At 70.8% G+C, this 23,568-nt stretch carries 10 protein-coding genes and 1 pseudogene; 2 read left to right on the plus strand and 9 right to left on the minus strand.

The features are described from left to right. Positions 1–11 precede the first annotated feature (11 nt). From ACKUU6_RS08250 to ACKUU6_RS08275, 6 genes and pseudogenes are all read right to left on the minus strand, one after another. Entirely contained in the window at positions 12–4,790 is a 4,779-nt protein-coding gene (locus ACKUU6_RS08250; RefSeq protein ID WP_407992062.1) for a type I polyketide synthase, read from the minus strand. Positions 4,791–4,884: 94 nt separating this feature from the next. Continuing rightward, a pseudogene (locus ACKUU6_RS08255) lies at positions 4,885–8,106 on the minus strand (type I polyketide synthase); the annotation flags it as partial. Positions 8,107–8,193: 87 nt separating this feature from the next. Then, on the minus strand, positions 8,194–9,603 hold the full coding sequence (locus ACKUU6_RS08260; protein WP_407987821.1) for an FAD-dependent oxidoreductase: 1,410 nt from the start codon (positions 9,601–9,603) through the stop codon (positions 8,194–8,196). Next, the gene (locus tag ACKUU6_RS08265; protein WP_407987822.1) at positions 9,600–10,052 is read right to left on the minus strand and encodes an SRPBCC family protein; all 453 of its coding nucleotides are present in this window, start codon (positions 10,050–10,052) and stop codon (positions 9,600–9,602) included. The genes ACKUU6_RS08260 and ACKUU6_RS08265 overlap by 4 nt, the downstream gene beginning before the upstream one ends. A 114-nt stretch (positions 10,053–10,166) precedes the next feature. Continuing rightward, positions 10,167–11,432, minus strand: a complete 1,266-nt coding sequence (locus tag ACKUU6_RS08270; RefSeq protein ID WP_407987823.1) for an LLM class flavin-dependent oxidoreductase — start codon at positions 11,430–11,432, stop codon at positions 10,167–10,169. 263 nt (positions 11,433–11,695) lie between these two features. Then, positions 11,696–17,848, minus strand: coding sequence for a type I polyketide synthase (locus ACKUU6_RS08275; protein WP_407987824.1), 6,153 nt, complete (start codon positions 17,846–17,848; stop codon positions 11,696–11,698). Positions 17,849–18,136: 288 nt separating this feature from the next. Here ACKUU6_RS08275 and ACKUU6_RS08280 point away from each other — a divergent pair, with 288 nt between their 5' ends. Both ACKUU6_RS08280 and ACKUU6_RS08285 read left to right on the plus strand, forming a co-directional pair. After that, a complete protein-coding gene (locus ACKUU6_RS08280; protein WP_407987825.1) occupies positions 18,137–18,985 on the plus strand; it encodes a mycofactocin-coupled SDR family oxidoreductase in 849 nt (282 codons plus the stop codon). A gap of 181 nt (positions 18,986–19,166) precedes the next feature. Next, positions 19,167–20,783, plus strand: a complete 1,617-nt coding sequence (locus tag ACKUU6_RS08285) for an MFS transporter (RefSeq protein ID WP_407987826.1) — start codon at positions 19,167–19,169, stop codon at positions 20,781–20,783. Between the two features lie 80 nt (positions 20,784–20,863). Here ACKUU6_RS08285 and ACKUU6_RS08290 read toward each other — a convergent pair whose 3' ends face one another. From ACKUU6_RS08290 to ACKUU6_RS08300, 3 genes are read right to left on the minus strand one after another with little or no spacing between them, the layout of a single operon-like run. Continuing rightward, positions 20,864–21,613, minus strand: coding sequence for a thioesterase II family protein (locus tag ACKUU6_RS08290; protein WP_407987827.1), 750 nt, complete (start codon positions 21,611–21,613; stop codon positions 20,864–20,866). A gap of 46 nt (positions 21,614–21,659) precedes the next feature. Continuing rightward, on the minus strand, positions 21,660–21,875 hold the full coding sequence (locus ACKUU6_RS08295; protein WP_407987828.1) for an acyl-CoA carboxylase epsilon subunit: 216 nt from the start codon (positions 21,873–21,875) through the stop codon (positions 21,660–21,662). Positions 21,876–21,877: 2 nt separating this feature from the next. Further along, positions 21,878–23,419, minus strand: coding sequence for an acyl-CoA carboxylase subunit beta (locus ACKUU6_RS08300; RefSeq protein ID WP_407992063.1), 1,542 nt, complete (start codon positions 23,417–23,419; stop codon positions 21,878–21,880). Positions 23,420–23,568: the final 149 nt, after the last annotated feature.

Below are 23,568 nucleotides of genomic sequence, written 5' to 3' on the forward strand. Positions count from 1 at the left end.
CCGTTGCCCGCTCAGGCGAGGCCGAGTTCCTTGTCAATGAAGTCGAATACGTCGTCGGCGGAGGCGCTCTCCAGCTGCCCGCCGACGTCCGGGCCCTGACCTGCCCCGAGGCTCTCGTTCAGCCGAGTGAGCAGGGCCTGCAGCCGGGAGGTCAGCCGGCTGGCCTCGATCTCCTCGCCCGAGAGGCCGTTCACCACCTCCTCGAAGCGGTCGAGTTCGGCCAGCAGCGGCACCGCCGGCGCCCCGCCGACCGGGCAGAGCTCCTGGCGCAGGTACTCGGCGAGGGCCAGCGGTGTCGAGTGGTCGAACACCATCGAGGTGGGCAGCTTGCGGCCGGTGGCCGCGCTGAGCGACTCCCGCAGGTCGACCGCGGCGACCGAGTCGAAGCCGAGGTCCTCGAAGGAACGGCCGGCCTCCAGCGCCGCCGGGTCGTCGTAGCCGAGCAGGCCGCCGACGTGCTTCCGGACCAGGTCGAGCAAGGTGCGGCTCTGCTCGGGTCCGGACAGCGCGGCGAGCTGCTCCACCAGGCCGGAGGTGCCAACCGCCTGGTCACCCGACTCCGCCGGGCCGGCCAGCGCGGCGCGGACCTCCGGAATGGCGTCCAGCAGCGGCCGGGGCCGCGCAACCGTGAAGGTCGGGGCGAACCGCGACCAGTCGAAGTCGGCCACCACGACGTTGCTCTCGTCCTGGCCGACCGCGCGCCGCAGCGCGGTGATCGCCAGCTCGGGCGTCATCGCGGGCGCGCCGATCCGCCGCATCAGGGCGCCGAGTTCGGCATCGACCATGCCACCGTCCCAGGAGCCCCAGGCGATCGCGGTGGCCGGTCGGCCCTGGGCGTGGCGTCGCTGCGCCAGCCCGTCCAGGAAGGCGTTCGCACTGCCGTACGCGGCCTGGCTGCCACTGCCCCAGACCGCGGAGCCGGAGGAGAAGAGGACGAACGCGTCGAGCTTGCGGTCACCCAGCAGCTCGTCGAGGTGGACGGCGCCGAGCACCTTGGCCCGGCCGACCTCGGCGAACTCCGCCACGGTCAACTCGCCCAGCGGGGCGATCCGCTGGGCCACCCCGGCGGCGTGCACCACGGCGGTCAGCGGCCGGTCGTCAGAGATCCCGGCCAGGACGGCGGCTAGCGCGGCCCGATCGGCCACGTCGCAGGCGGCCACGGTGACCTCGGCGCCGAGCGCCTTCAGCTCCGCGATCAGCTGGTCCACCCCGGCGGCCTCCCGGCCGCGACGGCTGGTGAGCACCAGGTGCTCGGCACCCTCAGCCGCCAACTCCCGTGCCACATGGGCGCCGAGACCGCCGGTACCGCCGGTGATCAGCACCGTGCCGCGCGGCTGCCAGGGTTCGTGCACGCCTGGCCGGTCGCCCAGCGGCGAACGGACCATCCGCCGGCCGAACACCTTGCCCTGGCGGATCGCCAACTGGTCCTCGCCACCGGTCGCCGTGACGGCGTCCAGCAGTAGGGAGAACGTCTGCGGGTCGGCGGGTCCCGCCAGGTCCACCAGGCCGCCCCAGGTGTCGGGGTGGTCGAGGGACAGGCTGGCGCCGAGACCCCAGACGGCCGTCTGCGCCGGCACGGCGGTCTCCGCTGCGCTGTCCACGGCGACGGCGCCGGAGGTGACCGCCCAGAGCGGTACGCCGAGTGCGGCGTCGCCGAGCGCCTGGGCGAAGGTGATGCCGGCGGCCAGTCCACGGGAGAGCTCGGCGTGCTTCGGGTGCGGGGAGTCGTCCAGGGAGAGCAGGGACAGCACTCCGAGCACTGGCTCGCCGTCGGCCAGCCGTCCGGCCAGCACCGCCCGGTCCTCGTCGCCGACCTCGAACGGCACGGCGTGGGCGCCGCGTTCGGCGATCGCCGCCAGGACACCGACCACCAGGTCGTCCGCCATCCGCCCCGCCGGGACGGCCACCAGCCAGGCGCCGAACAGCGGCCCGCCCGTCAGTTCGCCGACCGGCTGCCACTCCACCTGGTAGCGCCAGGAGTCGACCTGCGCCTGCTCGCGGTGGCTCCGCCGCCAGGCGGCCATCGCAGGGAGCACCTTGCCGAGGTCCGTCGAGTCGACACCCAACTGATCAGCGAAGTGAGGGAGTTCCGTTCCCTCGACGGCATCCCAGAACGCCGACTCCAGCGGGTCCGCAGCCCTGGCCGGGGTGGCGGGCCCGGCGGGCTGGGAGTCGGCCCAGTAGTGACGCCGCTGGAAGGCGTACGTCGGCAGGTCGATCCGCTGGGCGCCCCGGCCGGCGAAGTACGCCGCCCAGTCCACCGCCACACCCTGCGCGTGGGCGCGGGCGAGGCCGGTCAGCAGCTCACGCTCCTCGCTCCGCTCGCGGCGCAGCGTGGAGACGAAGAGGGCTTCCGAGTCCTCGCCGACGCAGTCGGCGCCGGCGGCGGTGAGAACGGCGTCGGGGCCGATCTCCACATAGGTGGTGACGCCGCGCGACTCCAGCCGACCGATGTTGTCGGCGAACCGGACCGCGTCACGGACGTGGTTCACCCAGTACTCGGGGTCAGTAAAGGAGCCGGCGGCCACCACCGCGATCCTCGGCTCGGCGAACGCCAACCCGCCGACCACCGTACGGAACTCCTCCAGCATCGGATCCATCAACGGCGAGTGGAAGGCATGCGACACACTCAACCGCTTCGTCCGCTCGAACCCGGCAGCGATCTCCAGCACCATGGCCTCGTCACCCGACACCACCACCGACCGCGGACCGTTCACCGCAGCAATACTCACCCGATCGGTCAGCAGCGGCAGCACGTCCTCCTCCGTCGCCTGGATCGCCACCATCGCACCACCCGAAGGCAGCTCCTGCATCAGGCGGCCCCGCGCGGAGACCAGCTTCGCGGCGTCGGAGAGCGACAGCACCCCTGCCACATGCGCAGCCGCGATCTCACCCACCGAATGCCCCGACACGAAGTCAGGCCGCACACCCCACGACTCCACCAACCGGAACAACGCCACCTCGAACGCGAACAACGCACCCTGCGCATTCACCGTCCGACTCAACTCATCAGCGTCCGAACCCCAGATCACCTCACGCAGCGACCCACCCAACTCCGCCAACACCGCATCGAACGCCTCAGCGAACACCGGGAACACAGCATGCAGCTCACGCCCCATCCCCACCCGCTGCGACCCCTGCCCCGTGAACAGGAACGCCGTCCGACCGTCGGTCTGGGCAACGCCCTGCACGACACCGGCAAGCTTCTCGCCCTCCGCCAGCGCCCGCAGTCCGGCCAGCAGCTCCGTACCGTCCGCCGCCACGACCACGCCCCGGTGTTCCAGGGCCGCGCGCGAGGTGGCGAGGGAGAAGCCGAGGTCGAGCAGGCCCAACTCGGGCCGGGATTCCAGGTGTTCGACCAGGCGGGCGGCCTGGCCGCGCAGCGCCTGGGCGCTGCGGCCGGAGACCCGTACCGGGACCAGGGTGGTCGGCAGGACCGCCTCGGGGGTCGTCGGCTCGCCCTCGGCTGCCGGGGGCTCCTCCACGATGACGTGGGCGTTGGTGCCGCTCAGCCCGAAGGAGGAGATGCCGGCCCGGCGCGCGTGGCCGTTGTCCGGCCAGGGCCGGGCCTCCGTGAGGAGCTCGATGTTGCCCGTCGACCAGTCGACGTTCGGCGAGGGCTCGTCGACGTGCAGCGTCTTCGGCAGCACACCGTGCTTCATCGCCTCGACCATCTTGATGATGCCGCCGACCCCGGCCGCCGCCTGGGTGTGGCCGATGTTCGACTTGAACGAGCCCAGCCAGAGGGGCCGTTCGGCCGGACGCCCCTGTCCGTAGGTCGCGAGCAGTGCCTGCGCCTCGATCGGGTCACCCAGCGTCGTACCGGTGCCGTGCGCCTCGACGGTGTCGACCTCGTCGGCCGACAGCTGGGCGTCGGCGAGGGCCGCTCGGATGACCCGCTGCTGGGACGGGCCGTTGGGCGCGGTGAGACCGTTCGAGGCACCGTCCGAGTTGACCGCCGAGCCCCGGATCACCGCGAGCACGGGGTGCCCGTTGCGCCGGGCGTCCGACAGTCGCTCGACCAGCAGCATGCCGACGCCCTCCGACCAGGTGGTGCCGTCGGCGGCACCGGCGAAGGACTTGCAGCGGCCGTCCGGCGCCAGACCCCGGTCCTGGCTGAAGCCGACGAACGAGACCGGCGTGGCCATCACGGTGACACCGCCCGCGAGCGCCATCGTGCAGTCGCCGTTGCGCAGCGACTGGATGGCGAAGTGCAGCGCGATCAGCGAGGAGGAGCAGGCCGTGTCGACGGTGATCGCCGGGCCCTCCAGTCCGAGCACGTACGCGACCCGGCCGGACGCGACGCTGGCGAGACCGCCGGTGCCGCTGTCCGCCGAGTAGTCGTGGTAGACCACTCCGGCGAAGACGCCCGTCCGGCTGCCCTTCAGCGACAGCGGGTCGATGCCCGCGCGCTCGAAGGCCTCCCAGGCGGTCTCCAGCATCAGGCGCTGCTGCGGGTCCGTCTCGCGGGCCTCACGCGGGCTGATCCGGAAGAAGTCGGCGTCGAACTCCCCCGCGTCGTGGAGGAATCCGCCCTCCTTGCAGTACGTCTTGCCCGGCGTGGCCGGGTCCGGGTGGTAGAGCTCGTCGGTGTTCCAGCCACGGTTGGTCGGGAACAGCGAGATCCCGTCGGTGCCCGAGGCCACCAGGTCCCACAGCTGCTCGGGCGAGCTGATGCCACCCGGGTAACGGCAGCTCATCGCCACGATGGCGATCGGCTCGTGCTGCTTGGCCTCCACCTCGCGGAGGTGCCGCTTGGTCTGCTGCAGGTCCGCGGTGGCGCGCTTCAGATACTCGCGGAGCTTCTCGTCGGTACCCATCTGCCCTCAATCGGTCTCAAGCTGTTCGTGAACCGGCCGGCTGTCGTGCGTACGTGTGTGCGGGTCAGGAGATGCCGAGTTCGCTGTCCAGGACCGCGAACAGCTCGTCATCGGTGGCCTCGTCGAGCAGGTCCTCGGCCTCGTCCGCCGCCGGACCGCCCTGCGTGTCGTTCCACTTGCGGAGCATGGCCTCCAGGCGGGCGGTGATCCTGGCCCGCTCGGCCGCCGCCGGGGCGACCCCCGAGAGCGCCTCGGAGAGCCGGTCCAGCTCGCCCAGCAGCGGCGCCACCGCGGCGGCGCCGTCCGGGTCGATCTCGGCGTTGACGAACTCCGCCACGGCCCGGGAGTTCGGGTAGTCGAAGACCAGGGTGGCGGGCAGCGGTACGCCGGTGACCCGGCTCAGCCGCTTCCGCAGCTCCACTGCCGCCAGCGAGTCGAATCCGAGTTCCTGGAAGGCCAGATCGGGCCCGATCTCGTCGTGCGAGGCATGCCCCAGCACCGCCGCCACCTGGATCCGGACCTCCTCCAGCAGCACCCGCTCCCGGTCGCCGTCCGGCAGCCCGTCGATACGCTGCCGCAGCGCCAGGACCTCGAACGGGTCCTCCTCCGGCTCCACGTCCCGGCCGGAGAAGTCGCTGCCTCGGGTGGTGGCCTCCAGCCAGTAGCGCTTGTGCTGGAAGGCGTACGTCGGCAGGTCCACCCGCCGGGCACCCGAGTCCGCGAAGAACGCCGGCCACTTCACCGACCCACCGGCGACGTGCAGGTGACCCAGCGCCGCCACCAGCGTGGCAGCCTCCGGACGGTCCCGGCGCTGCGCCGCGACGAGGACCGCACCCTCGGACTCGACGCTCTGCTGCGCCAGCCCGGTCAGGATGCCGTCGGGACCGATCTCCACGAAGCGGGAGACTCCGCGAGCCTCCAACTCCCTCACGTTGTCGGCGAACCGGACCGCGTCGCGGACGTGGCTGACCCAGTACTCGGGGTCCGTGACCTTGCCACTGGCCACCACCGGGACCGACGGCTCAGCGAAGGTCAACGTCCGCACAACAGACCGGAATTCGGCCAGCATCGGGTCCATCAACGGCGAGTGGAACGCGTGCGAGACGCTGAGGCGCTTGGTCCGCTCGAACCCGGCAGCGATCTCCAGCACCGTGGCCTCGTCACCCGAGACCACCACCGACCGCGGACCGTTCACCGCAGCAATGCTCACCCGATCGGTCAGCAGCGGCTGCACGTCCTCTTCGGTGGCCTCGATCGCCACCATCGCACCACCAGCGGGCAGTTCCTGCATCAGCCGGCCCCGCGCCGAGACGAGCTTCGCGGCGTCCGCCAACGACAGGACCCCGGCCACGTGCGCGGCCGCGATCTCACCGACCGAATGACCGGCGACGAAGTCGGGCTGTACGCCCCACGACTCCACCAGCCGGTACAGCGCCACCTCGAAGGCGAACAGCGCACCCTGAGCGTTCACCGTCCGGTTCAACTCGTCCGCGTCGGAGCCCCAGATCGCCTCACGAAGCGACCCGCCCAACTCCGCCAACACCGCATCGAACGCCTCAGCGAACACGGGGAACGCAGCGTGCAGCTCACGCCCCATCCCCACCCGCTGCGACCCCTGCCCCGTGAACAGGAACGCCGTCCGACCACCAACCGCCTGACCGGACACACCCCCGCCCTCGGCCAGCGCCCGCAGCCCGTCCAGCGCCTCCGCCCGGTCCGCCGCGACCACCACCCCCCGGTGCTCCAGCACCGAACGGGTCGTCAGGAGCGACAGCCCCAGATCCGGTACCTCGATCTCGGGCCGGGCCTCCAGGTGCCGCACCAGCCGGGCCGCCTGGGCGCGCAGCGCGGCGGCGGTCTTCGCCGTGACGATCACCGGTACGGCCGGCAGCGGCTTCGGCTCGGTCTCCGGTGCCTCGGTCTCGAGCTCGGGGACCTGCTCGATGATGACGTGCGCATTGGTGCCGCTCAGCCCGAACGACGAGACGCCCGCCCGCCGAACCCGCCCGGTCTCCGGCCAGGTCTGGGGCTCCGTCAGGAGCCGGACCTCGCCGGAGGTCCAGTCCACCTTGGTGGTCGGCCGGTCCACGTGCAGGGTGCGCGGCAGCACGCCGTGCTTCATCGCCATGACCATCTTGATGATGCCGCCGACACCCGCCGCCGCCTGGGTGTGACCCAGGTTGGACTTCAACGAGCCCAGCCACAGCGGCTGTTCGGCCGAGCGGCCCTGGCCGTACGTCTCCAGCAGCGCCTGCGCCTCGATCGGGTCACCCAGCGTGGTACCCGTGCCGTGGCCCTCGACCACGTCCACGTCCACGGAGGTGAGACCGGAGCCGGACAGGGCCTGCCGGATCACCCGCTGCTGTGCCGGTCCGTTGGGGGCGCTGAAACCGCTGGAGGCACCGTCCTGGTTGACCGCCGATCCGCGCACGATGGCGAGCACCGGGTGGCCGTTGCGCCGGGCGTCCGACAGCCGCTCCAGGAAGAGCACGCCGGCGCCCTCGGAGCAGGTCATCCCGTTGGTGGCCTCGGCGAAGGACCGGCAGCGCCCGTCCTTGGACAGACCGCCCTGGGTGCTGAAGAAGACGAACATCTCCGGGTTGGACATCACCGTCACGCCGCCCGCCAGCGCCAGCGTGCAGTCGCCCCGCCGCAGCGCCTGCACCGCGAGGTGCAGCGCGACCAGCGAGGAGGAGCAGGCCGTGTCGACCGAGAGGGACGGGCCCTCCAGGCCGAGGGTGTACGACACCCGGCCGGTCACCAGGCTGCCCGCGGCGGAGGTCCCGGGCTCCCGGCCCTGGGCGTAGTCGTGGTACATCACGCCGCCGAAGACGCCCGTCCGGGTGCCCTTCAGCGACAGCGGGTCGACGCCCGCGCTCTCGATCGCCTCCCACGAGGCCTCCAGCAGCAGCCGCTGCTGGGAGTCCATCGCGAGGGCCTCGTTCGGGGAGATCCCGAAGAAGCCGGGGTCGAACTCGCCCGCGTCGTGGAGGAATCCACCCTCCCGCGAGTAGGTCTTCCCCGGCTTCCCGGGCTCCGGGTCGTACACGTCGAGGTCCCAGCCACGGTCGGCCGGGAACTCCGACACCGCGTCCACCCCGTTCGCCACCAGCTGCCACAGGTCCTCGGGCGACGTCACGCCCCCCGGGTAGCGGCATCCCATGCCGACGATCGCGATCGACTCGTCGTCGGGCTTGCGCGCCGCCTCGTCGAGGCACCGGCGGGCATCGCGCAGCTCGGCAAGGGTTCGCTTGAGGTACTCGACAAGCCTCTGCTCGTTGCTCGTGCTCACCGAAGGCCATCCCCTTTAGTGCGGTCCGTGGTCAGAGATCTGTGCAGCGTGGTGGTGCGAAGCGGCGCCCGGGGCGGTCCGTCAGTGCTCGACCTTGGAGAGGTCGGCCGGTGCGGAGTCGAGCAGCCTGCCGAGCTGCGGGAACTGCGCCAGCGCCTGGGCCGGCGTGAGCGGGGCCTGCTGCGGTCCGCGCAGCAGTGCGCCCATCAGCGGCAGGGTCATCACCTTGTTCTGCGGCGTCTGCAGGGTGGCGACCTGGTACGTGGCCTTCAGCAGGCCGGGGTGCTCGGCGGCGGTCCTGGACCAGCGGACGGCGAGCTTCTGCTCGACCGTCCCCTTGCCGAGCTTGATGTTGGTGCGCACGCCCGGGAACCAACGGTCGGTGCTGGTGGCCGACTTCCAGGGCCCGGCCACCTTGTTGGCGATGTCCAGCTGGACCTTCTTGCCGAGGCCCGGCTCCAGCCCGTGCGACTTCAGCTGGCTGCGCAGCGCGAGCGCGCCGAAGGCCGCCATCGACATGCCGGAGGCGTAGTTCGGGCTGAGCACCGTGACCGCGTCGCCGAGGGCGAGGAAGCCCTCCGGCAGCGGCAGCCGCTCGAAGTAGCGGCGGCGGTTGGCCAGTCCGCGCGAACCCTTGATCTCACCGATCGGGGTGGCCCGGGCCATCAGCTCGGCGACGATCGGGTGGCCCACGTTTCGGGCGAACTCCATGAAGCCGTCCTCGCCGGTCGGCGGCTGGCCGCCGGCGGTGCCGATCAGGGAGACGATCCAACGGCCGTTCTCCTGCGGCATGAAGGCCGCACCCGCACCGGGCTGGCCGGTGTTGGGGACGGTCTGGATCAGCACGCCGGGGAAGTCCGCAGCGGCCTCGGCGGGTGCCTCGTACAGGCGGCCCGCGTACGCCAGACCGGCGTCCAGGAACTCCTCGTGCAGTGCGGGTACACCGATCTCGGTGAGCCACTGCGGGGTCTTGGAGCGGCTGCCGGTGGCGTCCACCACGAGGTCGGCGGTGAGGGTCTGCTCGGGCTCGGTGCCCTGCTCGTACCGGATGCCGGTGACCCGGCTCGCGGTGCCGAGCAGGCCGGTGGCCTTGGTCTCCTGGAGGACGGTGATGACCGGGTTGGTCAGCGCCTGCTGCCGGACGACGTGGTCCAGCAGGTTGCGGCTGCAGGCGATGAAGAACGCGTCGTCGTCGACCTTGCGGAACCAGCCCTCGGAGGACAGCGTGAGGATGTTGCGGCCCATCGCCAGCTTGTGGGCGCCGGCCGCGAACAGCAGGTCGGTGGTGCCGGGCAGCAGCTGGTCGAGGGCGGCGGCGCCGCCCGCCGTCAGCATGTGGTTCTGCCGGCCCTGGGGCATGCCGCGCCGGGGGGCGGGCTGCTCGGGGTACTTGTCGCTCTCGATGACGGTGACCTGGTCCACGTGGTGGGAGAGGGCCGTCGCGGCCAGCACGCCGGAGAGGCCGCCGCCGATCACGATCGCCCGGGTCATCGGCTCGTCTCCACTCGGGTGGCGCGCAGCTTGATCTCGCGACCCAGCTCCTCGAAGGTGGCCCGGGTGTCTGCCTGGAACGCCTTGGCCCAGAAGAAGCCGTAGACCGGCGCGAAGCCGCCGTGCACCTCGACCCGGCGGCTGAGCTTCACCAGACCGGGGCCGGCCTGCTCGTACCTGTTGATGATCAGCATCTTGCCGAGCGGCATCGGGGACTCGGTGGTGTAGCCGCGGCCGGGGTCGACCTCGACCAGCTTGAAGTAGCTCCGGCGGCCCTTCACGATGCGCGAGATGGTCCAGCCACCGCCGCCGACCTCGAACGGCGTGTCGGTGCCGCTCTCCAGGACGTGCGGATCCCAGGTGGACCAACCTGCGACGTCGGACACCGTCCGCCAGATCGCGTCGAGATCGCCGGCTATGGTGGCCGACTCGTCGAAGGCGTGCAACATCTGAATACCTCTCAGCTGTGAGTGGCGCGGGGGACGGTCCCGAGGACCGTTGGTACGTGCGTCCCCGGCGGCCGCCGCGCGCCGTTGAGCGGCGGCCGCCGGGGACCGGGGGTCTCAGCTGCCGTTCTCCGCCGCTGTGGGGGTGGCGTCGGGCGCGGGCTGCTGAGGAGGACCGAAGAGCTCCATGTCGGTGCGGATCAGGTAGTCGGAGACGTCCACCGTGCTGGTCTCGATCCGGCCCAGGGCCTCCTTGACCGGGACGGCGAGGCGCTCGGCCTTGGCCAGGTCCTGCGCCTCGCGGCGCTCGACGAACTCCGGCATGACCTCGCGGGCGAACAGCTCCAGCGACTCGATGATGTGCTCGTGCTTGTTGGCACCCAGCTGGACCTGGAAGATGATCTGGTCGACGCCGGCCGCCTCCTGGGCGCGGATCATCTGCCGCAGCTTCTCGGGGGTGCCGATGCCGCGGCGGACCACCAGGTCCATCCGGTCCTGGTTCTCCTTGGGCAGCGGGGCCTTCTTGCCGAACTCCTCCGACAGCACGGTGGTGCCGGGACGGTGCTCGCCCTGGAGGTAGAAGTGCATGAACGAGTTGACGTAGAAGTTCACGCCTCCCATGGCGCGCTCGTACGCCGTCTCCTCGTCCTCGTGACAGAGGAAGGGGAGCGCGACCGCGAAGTTGGCGTTGACGGCCTTGCCGACCGGGACGCACTCCTCGGAGGCGATCAGGTCGTAGTAGGCGGCGACCCGCTCCTTGGCCTCGTCCTCGGTCATGAAGGCGAAGGAGAGTGCACCGACACCGTTGCGGGCGGCGGTCTCGACGGTCTCCGGCGAGCTGCAGGCGACCCAGAGCGGCGGGTGCGGCTTCTGGTTCGGCTTCGGCAGGACGTTGCGCGGCGGCACGTCGATCCACTCACCCTTGTGGCCGGTGAACGGCACCTCGGTGAGCATCCGGGTGATCACGCCGATCGCCTCGCGCCACTGCTCGCGCTTGGTCGTCCGGTCGATGTTGAAGGCGCCCAGCTCGTGCTGAGTGCTGCCCTGGCCGGAGCCGAAGTCGACCCGGCCCCTGGAGATCAGGTCCAGGGTGGCCAGTCGCTCGGCCACCCGTGCGGGGTGGTTGACGGCCGGCGGCAGCGAGACGATGCCGTGGGCGAGCCGGATGCGCTCCGTACGGGCGGCCGCAGCGGCCAGGAACACCTCGGGGGCGGAGGAGTGGGAGTACTCGTCGAGGAAGTGGTGCTCGGAGGCCCAGACGTAGTCGAAGCCCAGCCGGTCGGCCAGCTCGATCTGCTCCAGTGCCTCGTGCAGGACGTTCTCCTCGCTGTCCTCGGCCCACGGCCGAGGCACCTGCTGCAGGTAGAGAAGTCCGAAGCGCATGCTCGCTCCTTTTCATCGGCAGGTGGCTCGCCGCTGCCGGAGACTGAGAAGTTCAGGGATGGTGGTGACTGACCGTCAATTCGATTCCGTACCAGCCAAAATCAACCCTAGGAGGAACGGGTGTTCGCAGGATCCCCTACGAGCCCCTATCCACTCCCTTACCAGCCCCGTCGGCTCCCGGCAGGCACTCCGGAACGGCACGGTGCGGCCGGTGCCGCGCACGGAGTCCGTGCGCGGCACCGGCCGCACCTGGTGACGGTGGGTCAGCCCCGGGAGGCGAGCCAGTCCTCGATCGCGGCGGCGGTCACGGCCGCCTCGGACTCCAGCATGCTGAAGTGGTTGGCCCTGACCTGCCGGACGTCCTGCGAGGAGTCCCAGGGGTGGGCCATCCAGTCGTCCGACTCCGGTACGGCCCGAGCAGACTCGGCGTTCGGGTCCGAGAACGCCTCCAGGCACTGCACGAACAGCACCGGCGCCTCGATCCGGCCGGGCACGATCTTGGGCACCAGCTCGACGTAGCGGCCCATGGTCGCCAGCCGGGCGCTGTCGAAACGGCCGAACATCCGCTCCTTCTCCAGCATGCTGATCACCATCCCCCGGTCCAGGTCGTCCCGGCTCTGGCTGTCCGAACGGTAGGTGTCCAGCAGCACCAGACCCTCCGCACCGACCCCGAGCGCCGACTCCAGGTAGCCCGCCGTCACATGGGCCAGCAGACCGCCGGCCGAGTAGCCGACCAGTACGAACGGCTCGCCCTCGGCGGCCTCCAGCACACTCGCCGCCAGCACCTCGATGGCGGCCTCCGCGGAGTCGGCCAGCTTCTCGCCGTGCACGAACCCGGACAGCGGCACCGCCGAGACCGGCCGCACGTCGCCGAAGTGGCTCGCCAGCCGAGCGAGTTGGTACGCCCCACCGGTCGCCATCGGAGTGCTCACGCAGACCAGCCGGGGGCGCCCGGGACCGTCCGCCAGCCGGACCGGCTGCGGGACCGCACCGAGGTCCGCCAGCGAGGAGTAGCTCGGCCGGGTCCGGGCGACGGCACCCAGCAGGCCGAACGCCTGAGCCATCGGGCCGGACAGCACCGCCTCACGGAACAGCTGACTGAGCGTGTCCCGGCCGATCTCGTCACCCGGAACGGACAGTTGGCCGCCGGTCACGGGCGCCACCTGACCGCCGGGAGAGCCGACGGCCGGTTCCAGGGCCAGTTCCGTACGCATCAGCCGGGCCAGGGCGGCCGGGGTCTTGCTGTCGAAGACCACCAGCGGGGGCAGCCGGAGTCCGGTCGCCTTGTTCAGCAGGTTGCGCAGCTCCATCGCGCTCAGCGAGTCGAACCCGGCCTCCAGGAAGTCCCGTTCGGCCTCCACCGCCTCCGGGCCACTGTGACCGAGCAGGTTGGCCGCGTACCCGAGCACCACGGCGAGCAGCGCCCGCTCCCGCTCGGCCTCGTCCAGTCCGGCCAGCCGCTGCCGCAGCGACTCGGCCTCCGCCTTGCCGACCGCCGCCCGGCGCCGGACGGTCACCTGTCCGCGCAGCAGGGCGGGCAGCGAATCGCCTTGCGTGCGAAGGGCCTTCGGGTCGATGCGGAGCGGCACCAGGACAGCCTCGCCGGTCGCTATCGAAGCATCGAACAGGGCCAGCGCCTCCGCCTGCGGGAGAGCGGGGAGGCCAAGGCGGGCCATCCGCTGCTCCGCCTCCTCCAGGGAGTGGGTCTGCTGGGTCATGCCGGTGGTGACGCCCCAGAGGCCGAAGGCCATCGAGGTGGCCGGCAGACCAGCCGCCCGGCGGTGAACCGCCAGAGCGTCCAGGAACACGTTCGCCGCCGCGTAGTTCGCCTGACCCGCCGCCAGCACCATCCCACCGGCCGACGAGAACATCACGAAGAACGCCAACTCGGCCCCAGCGGTCAGCTCGTGCAGATGCCACGCGGCATCCACCTTCGGCGCCAACACCGCATCCAAACGCTCAGGCGTCACCGACGTCACCACACCGTTGTCCATCACACCGGCGACATGCACCACACCCACCACCGGACGCCCCAACGACGCCAGCAGCCCCCGCACCGCCTCACGATCCGCCACATCACACGCCACGACCTCGACGACAGCGCCCAGATCCCCCAGCTCCGCCGCCAACTCCCCAGCCCCCGGAGCCTCCAGACCCCGACGACTCGTCAGCACCAGACTCCTCACACCGTGCTCCACCACCAGATGCCGGGCCACCACCGCACCCAGACCACCGGTACCACCCGTCACCAACACCGTGCCGTCCACCACCGACGGCACCACACCCTCCACCACACCGACCCTCGCCAGACGCGGCACCCGCACCACACCCGCACGAACAGCGGCCTCCACCTCACCCGAAGCCACCACCCCCGCCAACACCGACCGCGACTCCGCCGCACCATCCCAGTCCACCAACACGAACCGGCCCGGATTCTCGGCAACGGCAGCACGCACCAGACCCCACACCGGAGCCTGCACCACATCCACCACATCACCCTCGGCCGCCACCACCCCGCCCCGCGTCAACACCACCAGACGCGAATCAGCGAACCGCTCATCACCCAACCACTCCCCCACCACACCCAACACACGCCCGGCCAACTCCCGAACGGCACCAGGCACATCACCCTCTGGTGTCACACACTCCAACACCACCACATCGGGTGCCACACCATCAGGCAACGCACCCCAAGCCGGCAACACAGCCCCCGCAGAGCCCACCGAAACCACCGGCCACTCCACCCGGAACAACGACTCCACACCACGACCAACCGACAACTGCTCCGACGACACCGGCCGACCCACCACCGACCCCACCGACAACACCGGCACACCCACACCATCAGCGACCTGGACGCTCACGCTCTCCGGACCGTCGGGTGTGATGCGGACCCGCAGGGACGAGGCGCCGGCGGCGTGCAGCGTGACGCCGCTCCAGACGAACGGCAGGACCGGCTCGCCGTTCTTGCCGTCACCGTCGTCCACCAGGGCCACGTGCATCGCGGCGTCCAGCAACGCGGGGTGCAGACCGAAGCGGGCCGCCTCCGCGTGCGCCACCTCGGGCAGGGCCACCTCGGCGAACAGGTCGTCCCCGCGCTTCCAAGCCGCCCGAAGCCCCTGGAACACCGGCCCGTAGCCGTACCCCTGAGCAAGCAGTCGGTCGTAGACGCCGTCCAGTGCCAGTTCGGTGGAGCCTGCCGGTGGCCACTGCGCGAGGTCGAACGACGGCGCCGCCGCGCCCGAAGTCAGGACACCGTCGGCATGCAGCGTCCAGGATCCGCCCTCGTCGCCCTCGGTGCGCGAGTGCACGGTGACGGGCCGGTCACCGTCGCCGTCCGCCTCACCGACCGCGACCTGCACCTGGACCGAGCCGCCGGGCGGCAGGATCAGCGGCGCCTGGAGCGTCAGCTCCTCCAGCACGTCACACCCGACCTGGTCACCCGCCCGCACCGCCAGTTCCACGAATGCGGTACCCGGCAGCAGGACGTTGCCCAGCACACCGTGGTCGGCGATCCACCGCTGCGCTCCCAAGGACAGCCGCCCGGTCAGCACCACGCCTTCCCCGTCCGGCGACACCACGACGGCACCTAGCAGCGGGTGATCGGCGGGCAGCAGCCCGATGCTCGAAGCATCGCCGCCGATGCCTGCCGCCGCGTCGAGCCAGTAGTTCTTCCGCTGGAAGGCGTAGGTCGGCAGGTCCACCCGCCGCGCGCCCGAGTCCGCGAAGAACGCCGGCCACTTCACCGGCCCACCGGCGACGTGCAGTTGACCAATCGCCGCCACCAGCGTGGCAGCCTCCGGACGGTCCCGACGCTGCGTCGAGACCAGGACGGCGTCCTCGGACTCGACGCTCTGCTGCGCCAACCCGGTCAGGATGCCGTCAGGGCCGATCTCCAGGAAGCGGGAGACACCCTGCGCCTCCAACTCCCTCACGTTGTCCGCAAACCGAACCGCGTCACGGACGTGGCCCACCCAGTACTCAGGGTCCGAGAAGGAACCGCTGGCCACGACCGGGACCGACGGCTCGGCGAAGGTCAACGCCTGCACGACCGCCCGGAACTCGCCGAGCATCGGGTCCATCAACGGCGAGTGGAACGCGTGCGACACACTCAACCGCTTCGTCCGCTCGAAACGGGCGGCAATCTCCAGCACGGTCGCCTCGTCACCCGACACCACCACCGACCGCGGACCGTTCACCGCAGCAATACTCACCCGGTCCGTCAGCAGCGGCAGCACGTCCGCCTCCGTGGCCTCGATCGCCACCATCGCACCGCCCGATGGCAGTTCCTGCATCAGGCGACCTCGCGCGGAGACCAGCTTCGCGGCGTCGGAGAGCGACAGCACCCCTGCCACATGCGCGGCCGCGATCTCACCCACCGAGTGCCCGGCCACGAAGTCGGGCCGCACACCCCACGACTCCACCAGCCGGTACAGCGCCACCTCGAAAGCGAACAGCGCACCCTGCGTGTTCACCGTCCGGTTCAGCTCGTCGGCATCGTCGCCCCAGATCACCTCCCGAAGCGCCCCGCCGAGCTCAGCCAACACCGCGTCGAAGGCTTCAGCGAACACCGGGAACGCGGCGCGCAGCTCACGCCCCATCCCCACCCGCTGCGACCCCTGCCCCGTGAACAGGAACGCCGTCCGACCACCAACCGCCTGAGCGGACACACCCCCACCCCCGGCCAGCGCCCGCAGCCCGTCCACCAACTCCGCCCGGTCCGTGCCCACCACCACGCCCCGGTGCTCCAGCACCGCCCGCGTCGTGGCCAGCGAGTAACCGACATCGACCGGGTCCAACTCCGACCCCGCCTCCAGGTGTTCAGCCAGACGGGCAGCCTGGGCCCGCAGCGCCTCCGGGCTCTTCGCCGACACCACCAGCGGCAGCACCGGCAGCTCGGCAGCCACCCGCTCGGGCTGCGCCGACTCCACCGGCGCCTGCTCGATGATCACGTGCGCATTGGTCCCACTGATGCCGAACGACGAGACGGCCGCCCGCCGCACCCGCCCGGTCTCCGGCCACGCGCGAGCCTCCGTCAGCAGCTCGACCGCCCCGGCCTCCCAGTCGATCTGTCCGGACGGCTGCTCGACATGCAGGGTGCGCGGCAGCACACCGTGCCGCATCGCCATCACCATCTTGATGATGCCGCCGACACCCGCCGCCGCCTGCGTGTGCCCCAGGTTCGACTTCAACGACCCCAGCCACAACGGCCCGGCCTCGGCCCGACCCTGGCCGTACGTGTTCAGCAGCGCCTGCGCCTCGATCGGGTCACCCAGCGTCGTACCCGTCCCGTGCGCCTCCACCACGTCCACGTCGGCGGTGGTCAGATCCGCGTTCGCCAGCGCCGCCCGGATGACCCGCTGCTGTGCCGGACCGTTCGGCGCCGTCAGGCCGTTGGAGGCACCGTCCTGGTTGATCGCCGTACCGCGCACGATGGCGAGCACGGGGTGGCCGTTGCGCCGCGCGTCCGACAGGCGTTCGACCAGGAGGACGCCCGCCCCCTCCGACCAGCCGGTGCCGTCCGCACCGGCGCCGAACGCCTTGCAGCGGCCGTCCTTGGCCAGGCCCTTCTGCCGACTGAACTCCACCAGGGTTTCGGGGGTGGCCATCACGGCCACGCCACCCGCCAGGGCGAGCGAGCACTCCCCCGAACGGAGCGCCTGCACGGCCAGGTTGAGCGCGACCAGCGAGGAGGAGCAAGCGGTGTCCACCGTGACGGCCGGGCCCTCCAGGCCGAGGGTGTAGGACACCCGGCCCGAGACGATCGAGCCGGCCGCGCTGCTGAACGGGTAGTCGTGGTACATCAGTCCGGCGAAGACGCCGGTCGAGCTGCCCTTCAGCGTGCCGGGGTCGATCCCGGCCCGCTCGAACGCCTCCCAGGAGGTCTCCAGCAGCAGCCGCTGCTGCGGGTCGACGTACGGCGTGTCATTGGGTGCGATTCCGAAGAACGCGGGGTCGAACTCGCCCGCGTCGTGCAGGAATCCGCCTTCCCGGGTGTACGTGGTGTTGGGCCGCTCACCGGTAGGGTCGTACACGCCTTCGAGGTCCCAGCCGCGATTGTCCGGGAACTCGGAGACCGCGTCGACGCCATCAGCCACCAGCCGCCACAGGTCCTCCGGTGAGGTCACGCCGCCGGGGTAGCGGCAGGCCATCCCCACGATCGCGATGGGCTCCCGCATGGCCGCCGAGAGCTTCCGGTTCTGCCCGCGCAGCCGCTCGGTCTCCTTCAGCGAGGCCCGGAGTGCTTCGACAAGCCGTTCGTCGGAGTTGAGGTTGGCCATTTCAGTGATCCCGCTTCCCGTGTGAGCGCCGACGAGTTCGGACGAGGAACCGGGAGGCGAGGAATGTGAAATGGCGGGTCGCCACCGAACTCCCGTCCCGTATTCGCATATACGCGCGACGATATTGCCGGACACCCGGCCCAGGCTCCTCCACCGTAATGAGAAGCAGCACGCACGGAACCCCTAGAAAGCCCCTTAGCCACTCTGCCCCGCCGACCGGGCGCTGACTGACTGTCAGTGGGCCGGGGTACTGTCGAGAGGAACGACGACGGCCCCAACTAGCCACTCCTGCCAGGCCCCTTACCCACCCCTAGCCGCACCCCTGTCTTGATTCGGCAGGGGCGATTAGGGGGTACCGGACGCATCGGAGGGGAGGTTCTCTTGGGTATAAACAATTCAACGACACATGATCGGGAGGGCCTTATGGGCCGCGTTGAAGGCAAGGTCGTCGTCATCACCGGAGCGGGTCGCGGTCAGGGCCGCAGCCACGCGATACGCCTTGCCGAGGAGGGCGCCGACATCATCGCGATCGACATCTGCGAGGACATCGACGTCGTCGAGTACCCCCTGGCGACCGCCGAGGAGCTCCAGGAGACGGCCCGACTGGTCGAGAAGACCGGGCGTCGCATCGTCACCAAGCAGGCCGACGTCCGCGACCGCGCCGCCCTCAAGGCCGCGATCGACGAGGGCGTGGCCGAGCTCGGCCGGCTGGACGTCGTGGTCGCCAACGCGGCGATCGGTCCGGTCGGTGCGGACCGCCCGCTGAACGCGTTCACCGACGCGGTGGACGTCAACCTGAGCGGCGCGCTCAACACCGTGCACGCCGCACTGCCGCACCTTGGCGAGGGCGCGTCGATCATCCTGATCGGCTCGGCCGCGGCGTACATAGCCGAGGCCGGCGCCCCGGGCCCGATGGGCCCCGGCGGCATCGGGTACTCCTTCGCCAAGACCGTCCTGAACGACTACGTCAACTGGTTCGCGCCCTACCTGGCCCCGACCGGCCGGCGCCTCAACGTGGTTCACCCGACCAACGCCAATACCGTCATGCTGCACAACACCGCGATGTACAAGGTATTCCGCCCGGACGTCGAGCAGCCGACCCGCGAGGACGCCGAGCTGGCGTTCCCGGTGGTCCAGGGCATGCCGATCCCGTACGTGGAGCCGCTCGACGTCTCGCACGCGGTCACCTACCTGGCCTCCGACGAGTCCCGTTACGTGACCGGCCTCCAGCTCAAGGTCGACGGCGGCGCCGTCGTCAAGGCCGGGAAGTAAGCACCACCGACCGACCCGCACCACGCACGGCCCCGGGGCGGGCGCAGCAAGCCCGCCCCGGGGCCGACCCGACTGCCCAAGACGTGACATGGCCAGGACAGGACCTGTCCGAACCACCGACCCCCCTTAGTCCGACCCACTGGTCCGACCGAATCACCACAAGGCTGGAGAGAGCCTAGAAATGACGAACCAACAGAGCACCACCTCCGGTGCCCACGCGGCACCCAAGGCCGGCGCGAGGGAGTGGCTCGGCCTCGGCGTGCTTGTGCTGCCCCTGGTCATCGTCTCGATGGACACCTCGGTGCTGTACTTCGCGGTGCCCTTCCTCAGTGCCGACCTGCTGCCGAGCACCGACCAGCAGCTGTGGATCTTCGACATCTACGGCTTCATCCTGGCCGGCCTGCTGATGACCATGGGCTCGCTGGCCGACCGGATCGGCCGCCGCAAGCTGCTGATCATCGGCATCGTCGCCTTCGGTCTCGCCTCGGTCGGCGCGGCCTACGCCAACAGCGCAGGTCAACTCATCCTCGCCCGAGCCCTGTTGGGCATCGGCGGCGCGACCCTGATGCCCTCGACCCGGGCGCTGATCCTGAACATCTTCCGGGACGAGAAGGAGCGCACCGCGGCGGTGGGCATCTGGACCGCCGGTACGGGTCTCGGCGTCGCCATCGGTCCGGTGGTCAGCGGTCTGCTGCTGGACCACTTCTGGTGGGGCTCGGTCTTCCTGCTCAACATCCCGGCGATGGTCCTGATGCTGGTGCTGGCGCCGATCCTGCTGCCGGAGTCCAAGGACCCCAACCCGGGCCGTTTCGACCTGCCCAGCGCCATCCTGTCGCTCGGCACCATCCTCCCGATCATCTACGCCATGCAGACGCTGGCCGCCGACAAGTTCAACCTGGGCTCGGGCATCGCGGCCGGGGCGGGCGTCCTGATCGGTGTGCTGTTCATCTGCCGTCAGCGCAGCCTCGAGACGCCGATGATCGACACCAAGCTGCTGCTCAGCCGCGGCTTCGGTGGCTCGGCCGCGATCAACACCACCGCGATGTTCGCCATCGTCGGCTTCGGCATCTTCTCCACCCAGTACCTGCAGTCGGTGCTCGGGCTCAGCGCGCTGAGCGCCGGTCTCTGGTGCCTGATCCCGTCCTTCGCCGTCGCGGTGGCCGGTCCGGTCGCGGCCGTGCTGTCGCAGAAGATGCACCGCGCCTACGTCATCAGCGCCGGCTTCACGGTCTCCATCTTCGGCTACGCCTTCGTCCTGCTCACCAAGTTCGACTCGCCGCTGTGGGTGCTGCTCACCGGCGTCGGCGTGGCGAACGTCGGCCTGATGATGGCCATGGTCCTGGTCGGTGACCTGGCACTGTCCACCGTCCCGAAGGCCAAGTCCGGCTCGGCGTCCGCCCTGCTGGAGACCACGCAGCAGTTCGGTGGTGCGGCCGGTATGGCCGTCCTGGGCAGCGTCGGCTTCGCCGTGTACCGCAACGGCCTGGCCGACAAGCTCCCGTCCGACCTGCCGGCCAACATCGCCCAGCACGCCCGGGAGGCCCTGGGCGACGCCGTCGCGGTGGCCAACCAGCTGCCGGACGGCGTCCGCGACACCGTCGTCCGGATCGCCCGGGTGGCCTTCACCGACGGCATGCACGCGGCGGCGATCACCGCCGGTGGCGTCATGATCTTCGGCGCGATCCTCTCCGCGGTTGTCCTCGGCAAGCTGCCGAAGGAGCCGGTCCCGGTGGAGGACGGCGAGACCACCTCCGGCATCCCGCAGCAGGGTGGCGACCGGGCTCCGGCCCACCACTGATCGGGCGCACCACGCACGGAAAGGACGGCGGGCCGGGGTTCGAGAACCCCGGCCCGCCGTCCTTTCCGCCTTACCCGCCGTCAGCCGCCCAGCTGGGTGGTGATCGCCCGCAGCACCGCCGGGGCGTGGTGGTTCAGGTAGAAGTGGCCGCCCTGGAAAACCTGCAGCTCGAAGCCGGCGGTGGTGTGCTCGGACCACGCCCGGGCCTCCTCCAGGTTCACCTCCGGGTCCTCGTCGCCGGTCAGCGCAACGATGGGGCAGCTCAACTTCGGTCCCGGGCGGTACTGGTAGGTCTCGGCGGCCTTGTAGTCGCTGCGGATCGCGGGCATGATCATCTGGAGCATCTCGTCGTCGCCCAACACCTGGGCGTCGGTCCCGCTCATCTTCTTCAGGTTGGCGATCAGCTCGGCGTCGCCGTACAGGTGGACCCGCCCCGGGCGGTGCCGGGACGGTGCCCGGCGGCCGGAGGCGAACAGCGCCGTCGGCACCACGCCGCGCCGCTCCAGCCGCTTCGCCACCTCGAACGCCAGCGTGGCGCCCAGGCTGTGGCCGAACAGGGCCAGCGGGCGGTCCAGCCACTCCTCCAGCTCCTCGACGACCAGGTCGGCGAGCCGGTCCACCGAGTCCACGCAGGGCTCGTGCCGCCGGTCCTGCCGGCCGGGGTACTGGATCGAGACCACGTCCAGGCCGGGCGACAGGGCCCGGGAGACGGGGAAGTAGTAGGTGGCCGACCCGCCCGCGTGCGGGAAGCAGACCAGCCTGGTCGGCGCCTCGGGCGCCGGATGGAACCTCCGGGCCCAGGCTCCGCTCTCAACGGACGTCACTGGCATGATGGTTGGGCTTCCTCTCTCATGACTGCCGCGACCCCGTGCTGGGTCACGACCTGGACCTGGAGCCGGTGTTCCAGGCCCCGGGCGCGCCGAACCCCTCCGGCTCCCACCCGGTGCCCCGGTGCGGCCGCCCGGCCGGCCCGGCGGCGGAGGACCGCCGCCGGGCCAGCGCGAGCAACGCCACCACCGCGGCGGCGAGTTCCTCCGGGTCCGGGGCACCCCGGACCACGGCGATCTGCGAGACCTCCTGCGTCTGCGCCATCACTACACCGGCGGGTTTCCGTGCTTGCGGGCCGGCAGCCGGGTGTGCTTGGCCCGCAGCATCGCCAGCGCGTCGATCAGCGTGGACCGGGTCAGCGCCGGGTCGATGACGTCGTCCACCAGGCCGCGTTCGGCCGCGTAGTACGGGTGCATCAACTCCTCCTGGTACTCCTTGATCCGCTGCTGCCTGGCTGCCTCCGGATCGTCCGCGGCCGCGATCTCCCGGCGGAACACCACGTTGGCGGCACCCTCGGCGCCCATCACGGCGATCTCGTTGGTGGGCCAGGCGTACGAGATGTCGGTCCCGATCGAGCGGGAGTCCATCACGATGTACGCGCCGCCGTACGCCTTGCGCAGGATCAGCTGGATCCGCGGCACGGTGGCGTTGCAGTACGCGTACAGCAGTTTGGCGCCGTGCCGGATGATGCCCTCGTGCTCCTGGTCCCGGCCCGGCAGGAAGCCCGGCACGTCGACCAGGGTCACCAGCGGGATGCTGAACGCGTCGCAGAGCTGGACGAAGCGCGCGGCCTTCTCGCTCGCGTTGATGTCCAACACCCCGGCGAAGGAAGCGGGTTGGTTGGCCACGACGCCCACCACGTGCCCGTCGAGCCGGGCCAGGCCGCAGAGGATGTTGGTGGCCCAGGAGGCGTGCACCTCGAAGAAGTCGGCGTCGTCGACGATCTCCTCGATCACCTTGCGCATGTCGTACGCCCGGTTGGGGTCGGCCGGCACCAGGTCGAGCAGCGCCTCGTTGCGCCGGTCCGGCGGATCCTCCGAGAGCTCCACCGGGGGCAGTTCACGGTTGTTGGACGGCAGCAGCGAGAGCAGGTGCCGGACGTCCTCGATGCAGTCGGCCTCGTTGTCGTGCAGGAAGCCGGCCGCGCCGGAGACCGCCGCGTGCACCTCGGCGCCGCCGAGGCCGTCATGGGTGATGGTCTCGCCGGTGACCGACTTCACCACGTCGGGTCCGGTGATGTACATCTGCGAGATGTCCCGGACCATGAAGACGAAGTCGGTCAGCGCGGGCGAGTAGGTCGCGCCACCAGCGCACGGACCGAGCATCACCGAGATCTGCGGGATCACCCCGGAGGCCTGGACGTTGCGGCGGAAGATCCCGCCGTACCCGGCCAGCGCGGTGACCCCCTCCTGGATCCGGGCCCCGGCGCCGTCGCTCAGGCTGACCAGCGGCGCACCGGCCGCCTCGGCCAGGTCCATCACCTTGTGGATCTTCTCCGCGTGCGCCTCGCCGAGCGAGCCGCCGAAGATCCGGAAGTCGTGGGCGTAGACGAAGACCGTCCGGCCCCAGACCTTGCCCCACCCGGTGATCACACCGTCGGTATGCGGGCGCTTGTCCTCCAGCCCGAACCCGGTCGCCCGGTGCCGGCGGAGCTGTTCGATCTCCCGGAAGGTCCCCTCGTCGAAGAGCAGGTCGATCCGTTCACGGACCGTCAGCTTCCCCTTGGCACGCTGGTTCCTGGTCGCCTGCGGCACACCCTGCGCCACCTCGTCCTTGGTCGCCAGCAACTCGTCGACCCTGGCCCGCATGTCGGGACGTCGTTCGACGTCCCGCAACACCGCCAGGGCCTCCTCAACAGTAGTCACGCTCCACCTCTCCAGCCGGTCGGGCGATACAGAAAGCGGTCGAACGATTCATTCAAATCGGGCCCGGGCGGCGTAACCAGCCGACTCACCCC

The sequence above is a fragment of the Kitasatospora sp. CMC57 genome (assembly GCF_045866025.2).
Lineage (GTDB): Bacteria > Actinomycetota > Actinomycetes > Streptomycetales > Streptomycetaceae > Kitasatospora.

Excerpts from the sequence above, each read along its gene's own strand:
- ACKUU6_RS08260 (WP_407987821.1), bottom strand. The coding sequence starts at position 9,603 with ATGACCCGGGCGATCGTGATCGGCGGCGGCCTCTCCGGCGTGCTGGCC.
- ACKUU6_RS08265 (WP_407987822.1), bottom strand. The coding sequence starts at position 10,052 with ATGTTGCACGCCTTCGACGAGTCGGCCACCATAGCCGGCGATCTCGAC.
- ACKUU6_RS08270 (WP_407987823.1), bottom strand. The coding sequence starts at position 11,432 with ATGCGCTTCGGACTTCTCTACCTGCAGCAGGTGCCTCGGCCGTGGGCC.
- ACKUU6_RS08280 (WP_407987825.1), top strand. The coding sequence starts at position 18,137 with ATGGGCCGCGTTGAAGGCAAGGTCGTCGTCATCACCGGAGCGGGTCGC.
- ACKUU6_RS08285 (WP_407987826.1), top strand. The coding sequence starts at position 19,167 with ATGACGAACCAACAGAGCACCACCTCCGGTGCCCACGCGGCACCCAAG.
- ACKUU6_RS08290 (WP_407987827.1), bottom strand. The coding sequence starts at position 21,613 with ATGCCAGTGACGTCCGTTGAGAGCGGAGCCTGGGCCCGGAGGTTCCAT.
- ACKUU6_RS08295 (WP_407987828.1), bottom strand. The coding sequence starts at position 21,875 with ATGGCGCAGACGCAGGAGGTCTCGCAGATCGCCGTGGTCCGGGGTGCC.
- ACKUU6_RS08300 (WP_407992063.1), bottom strand. The coding sequence starts at position 23,419 with ATGCGGGCCAGGGTCGACGAGTTGCTGGCGACCAAGGACGAGGTGGCG.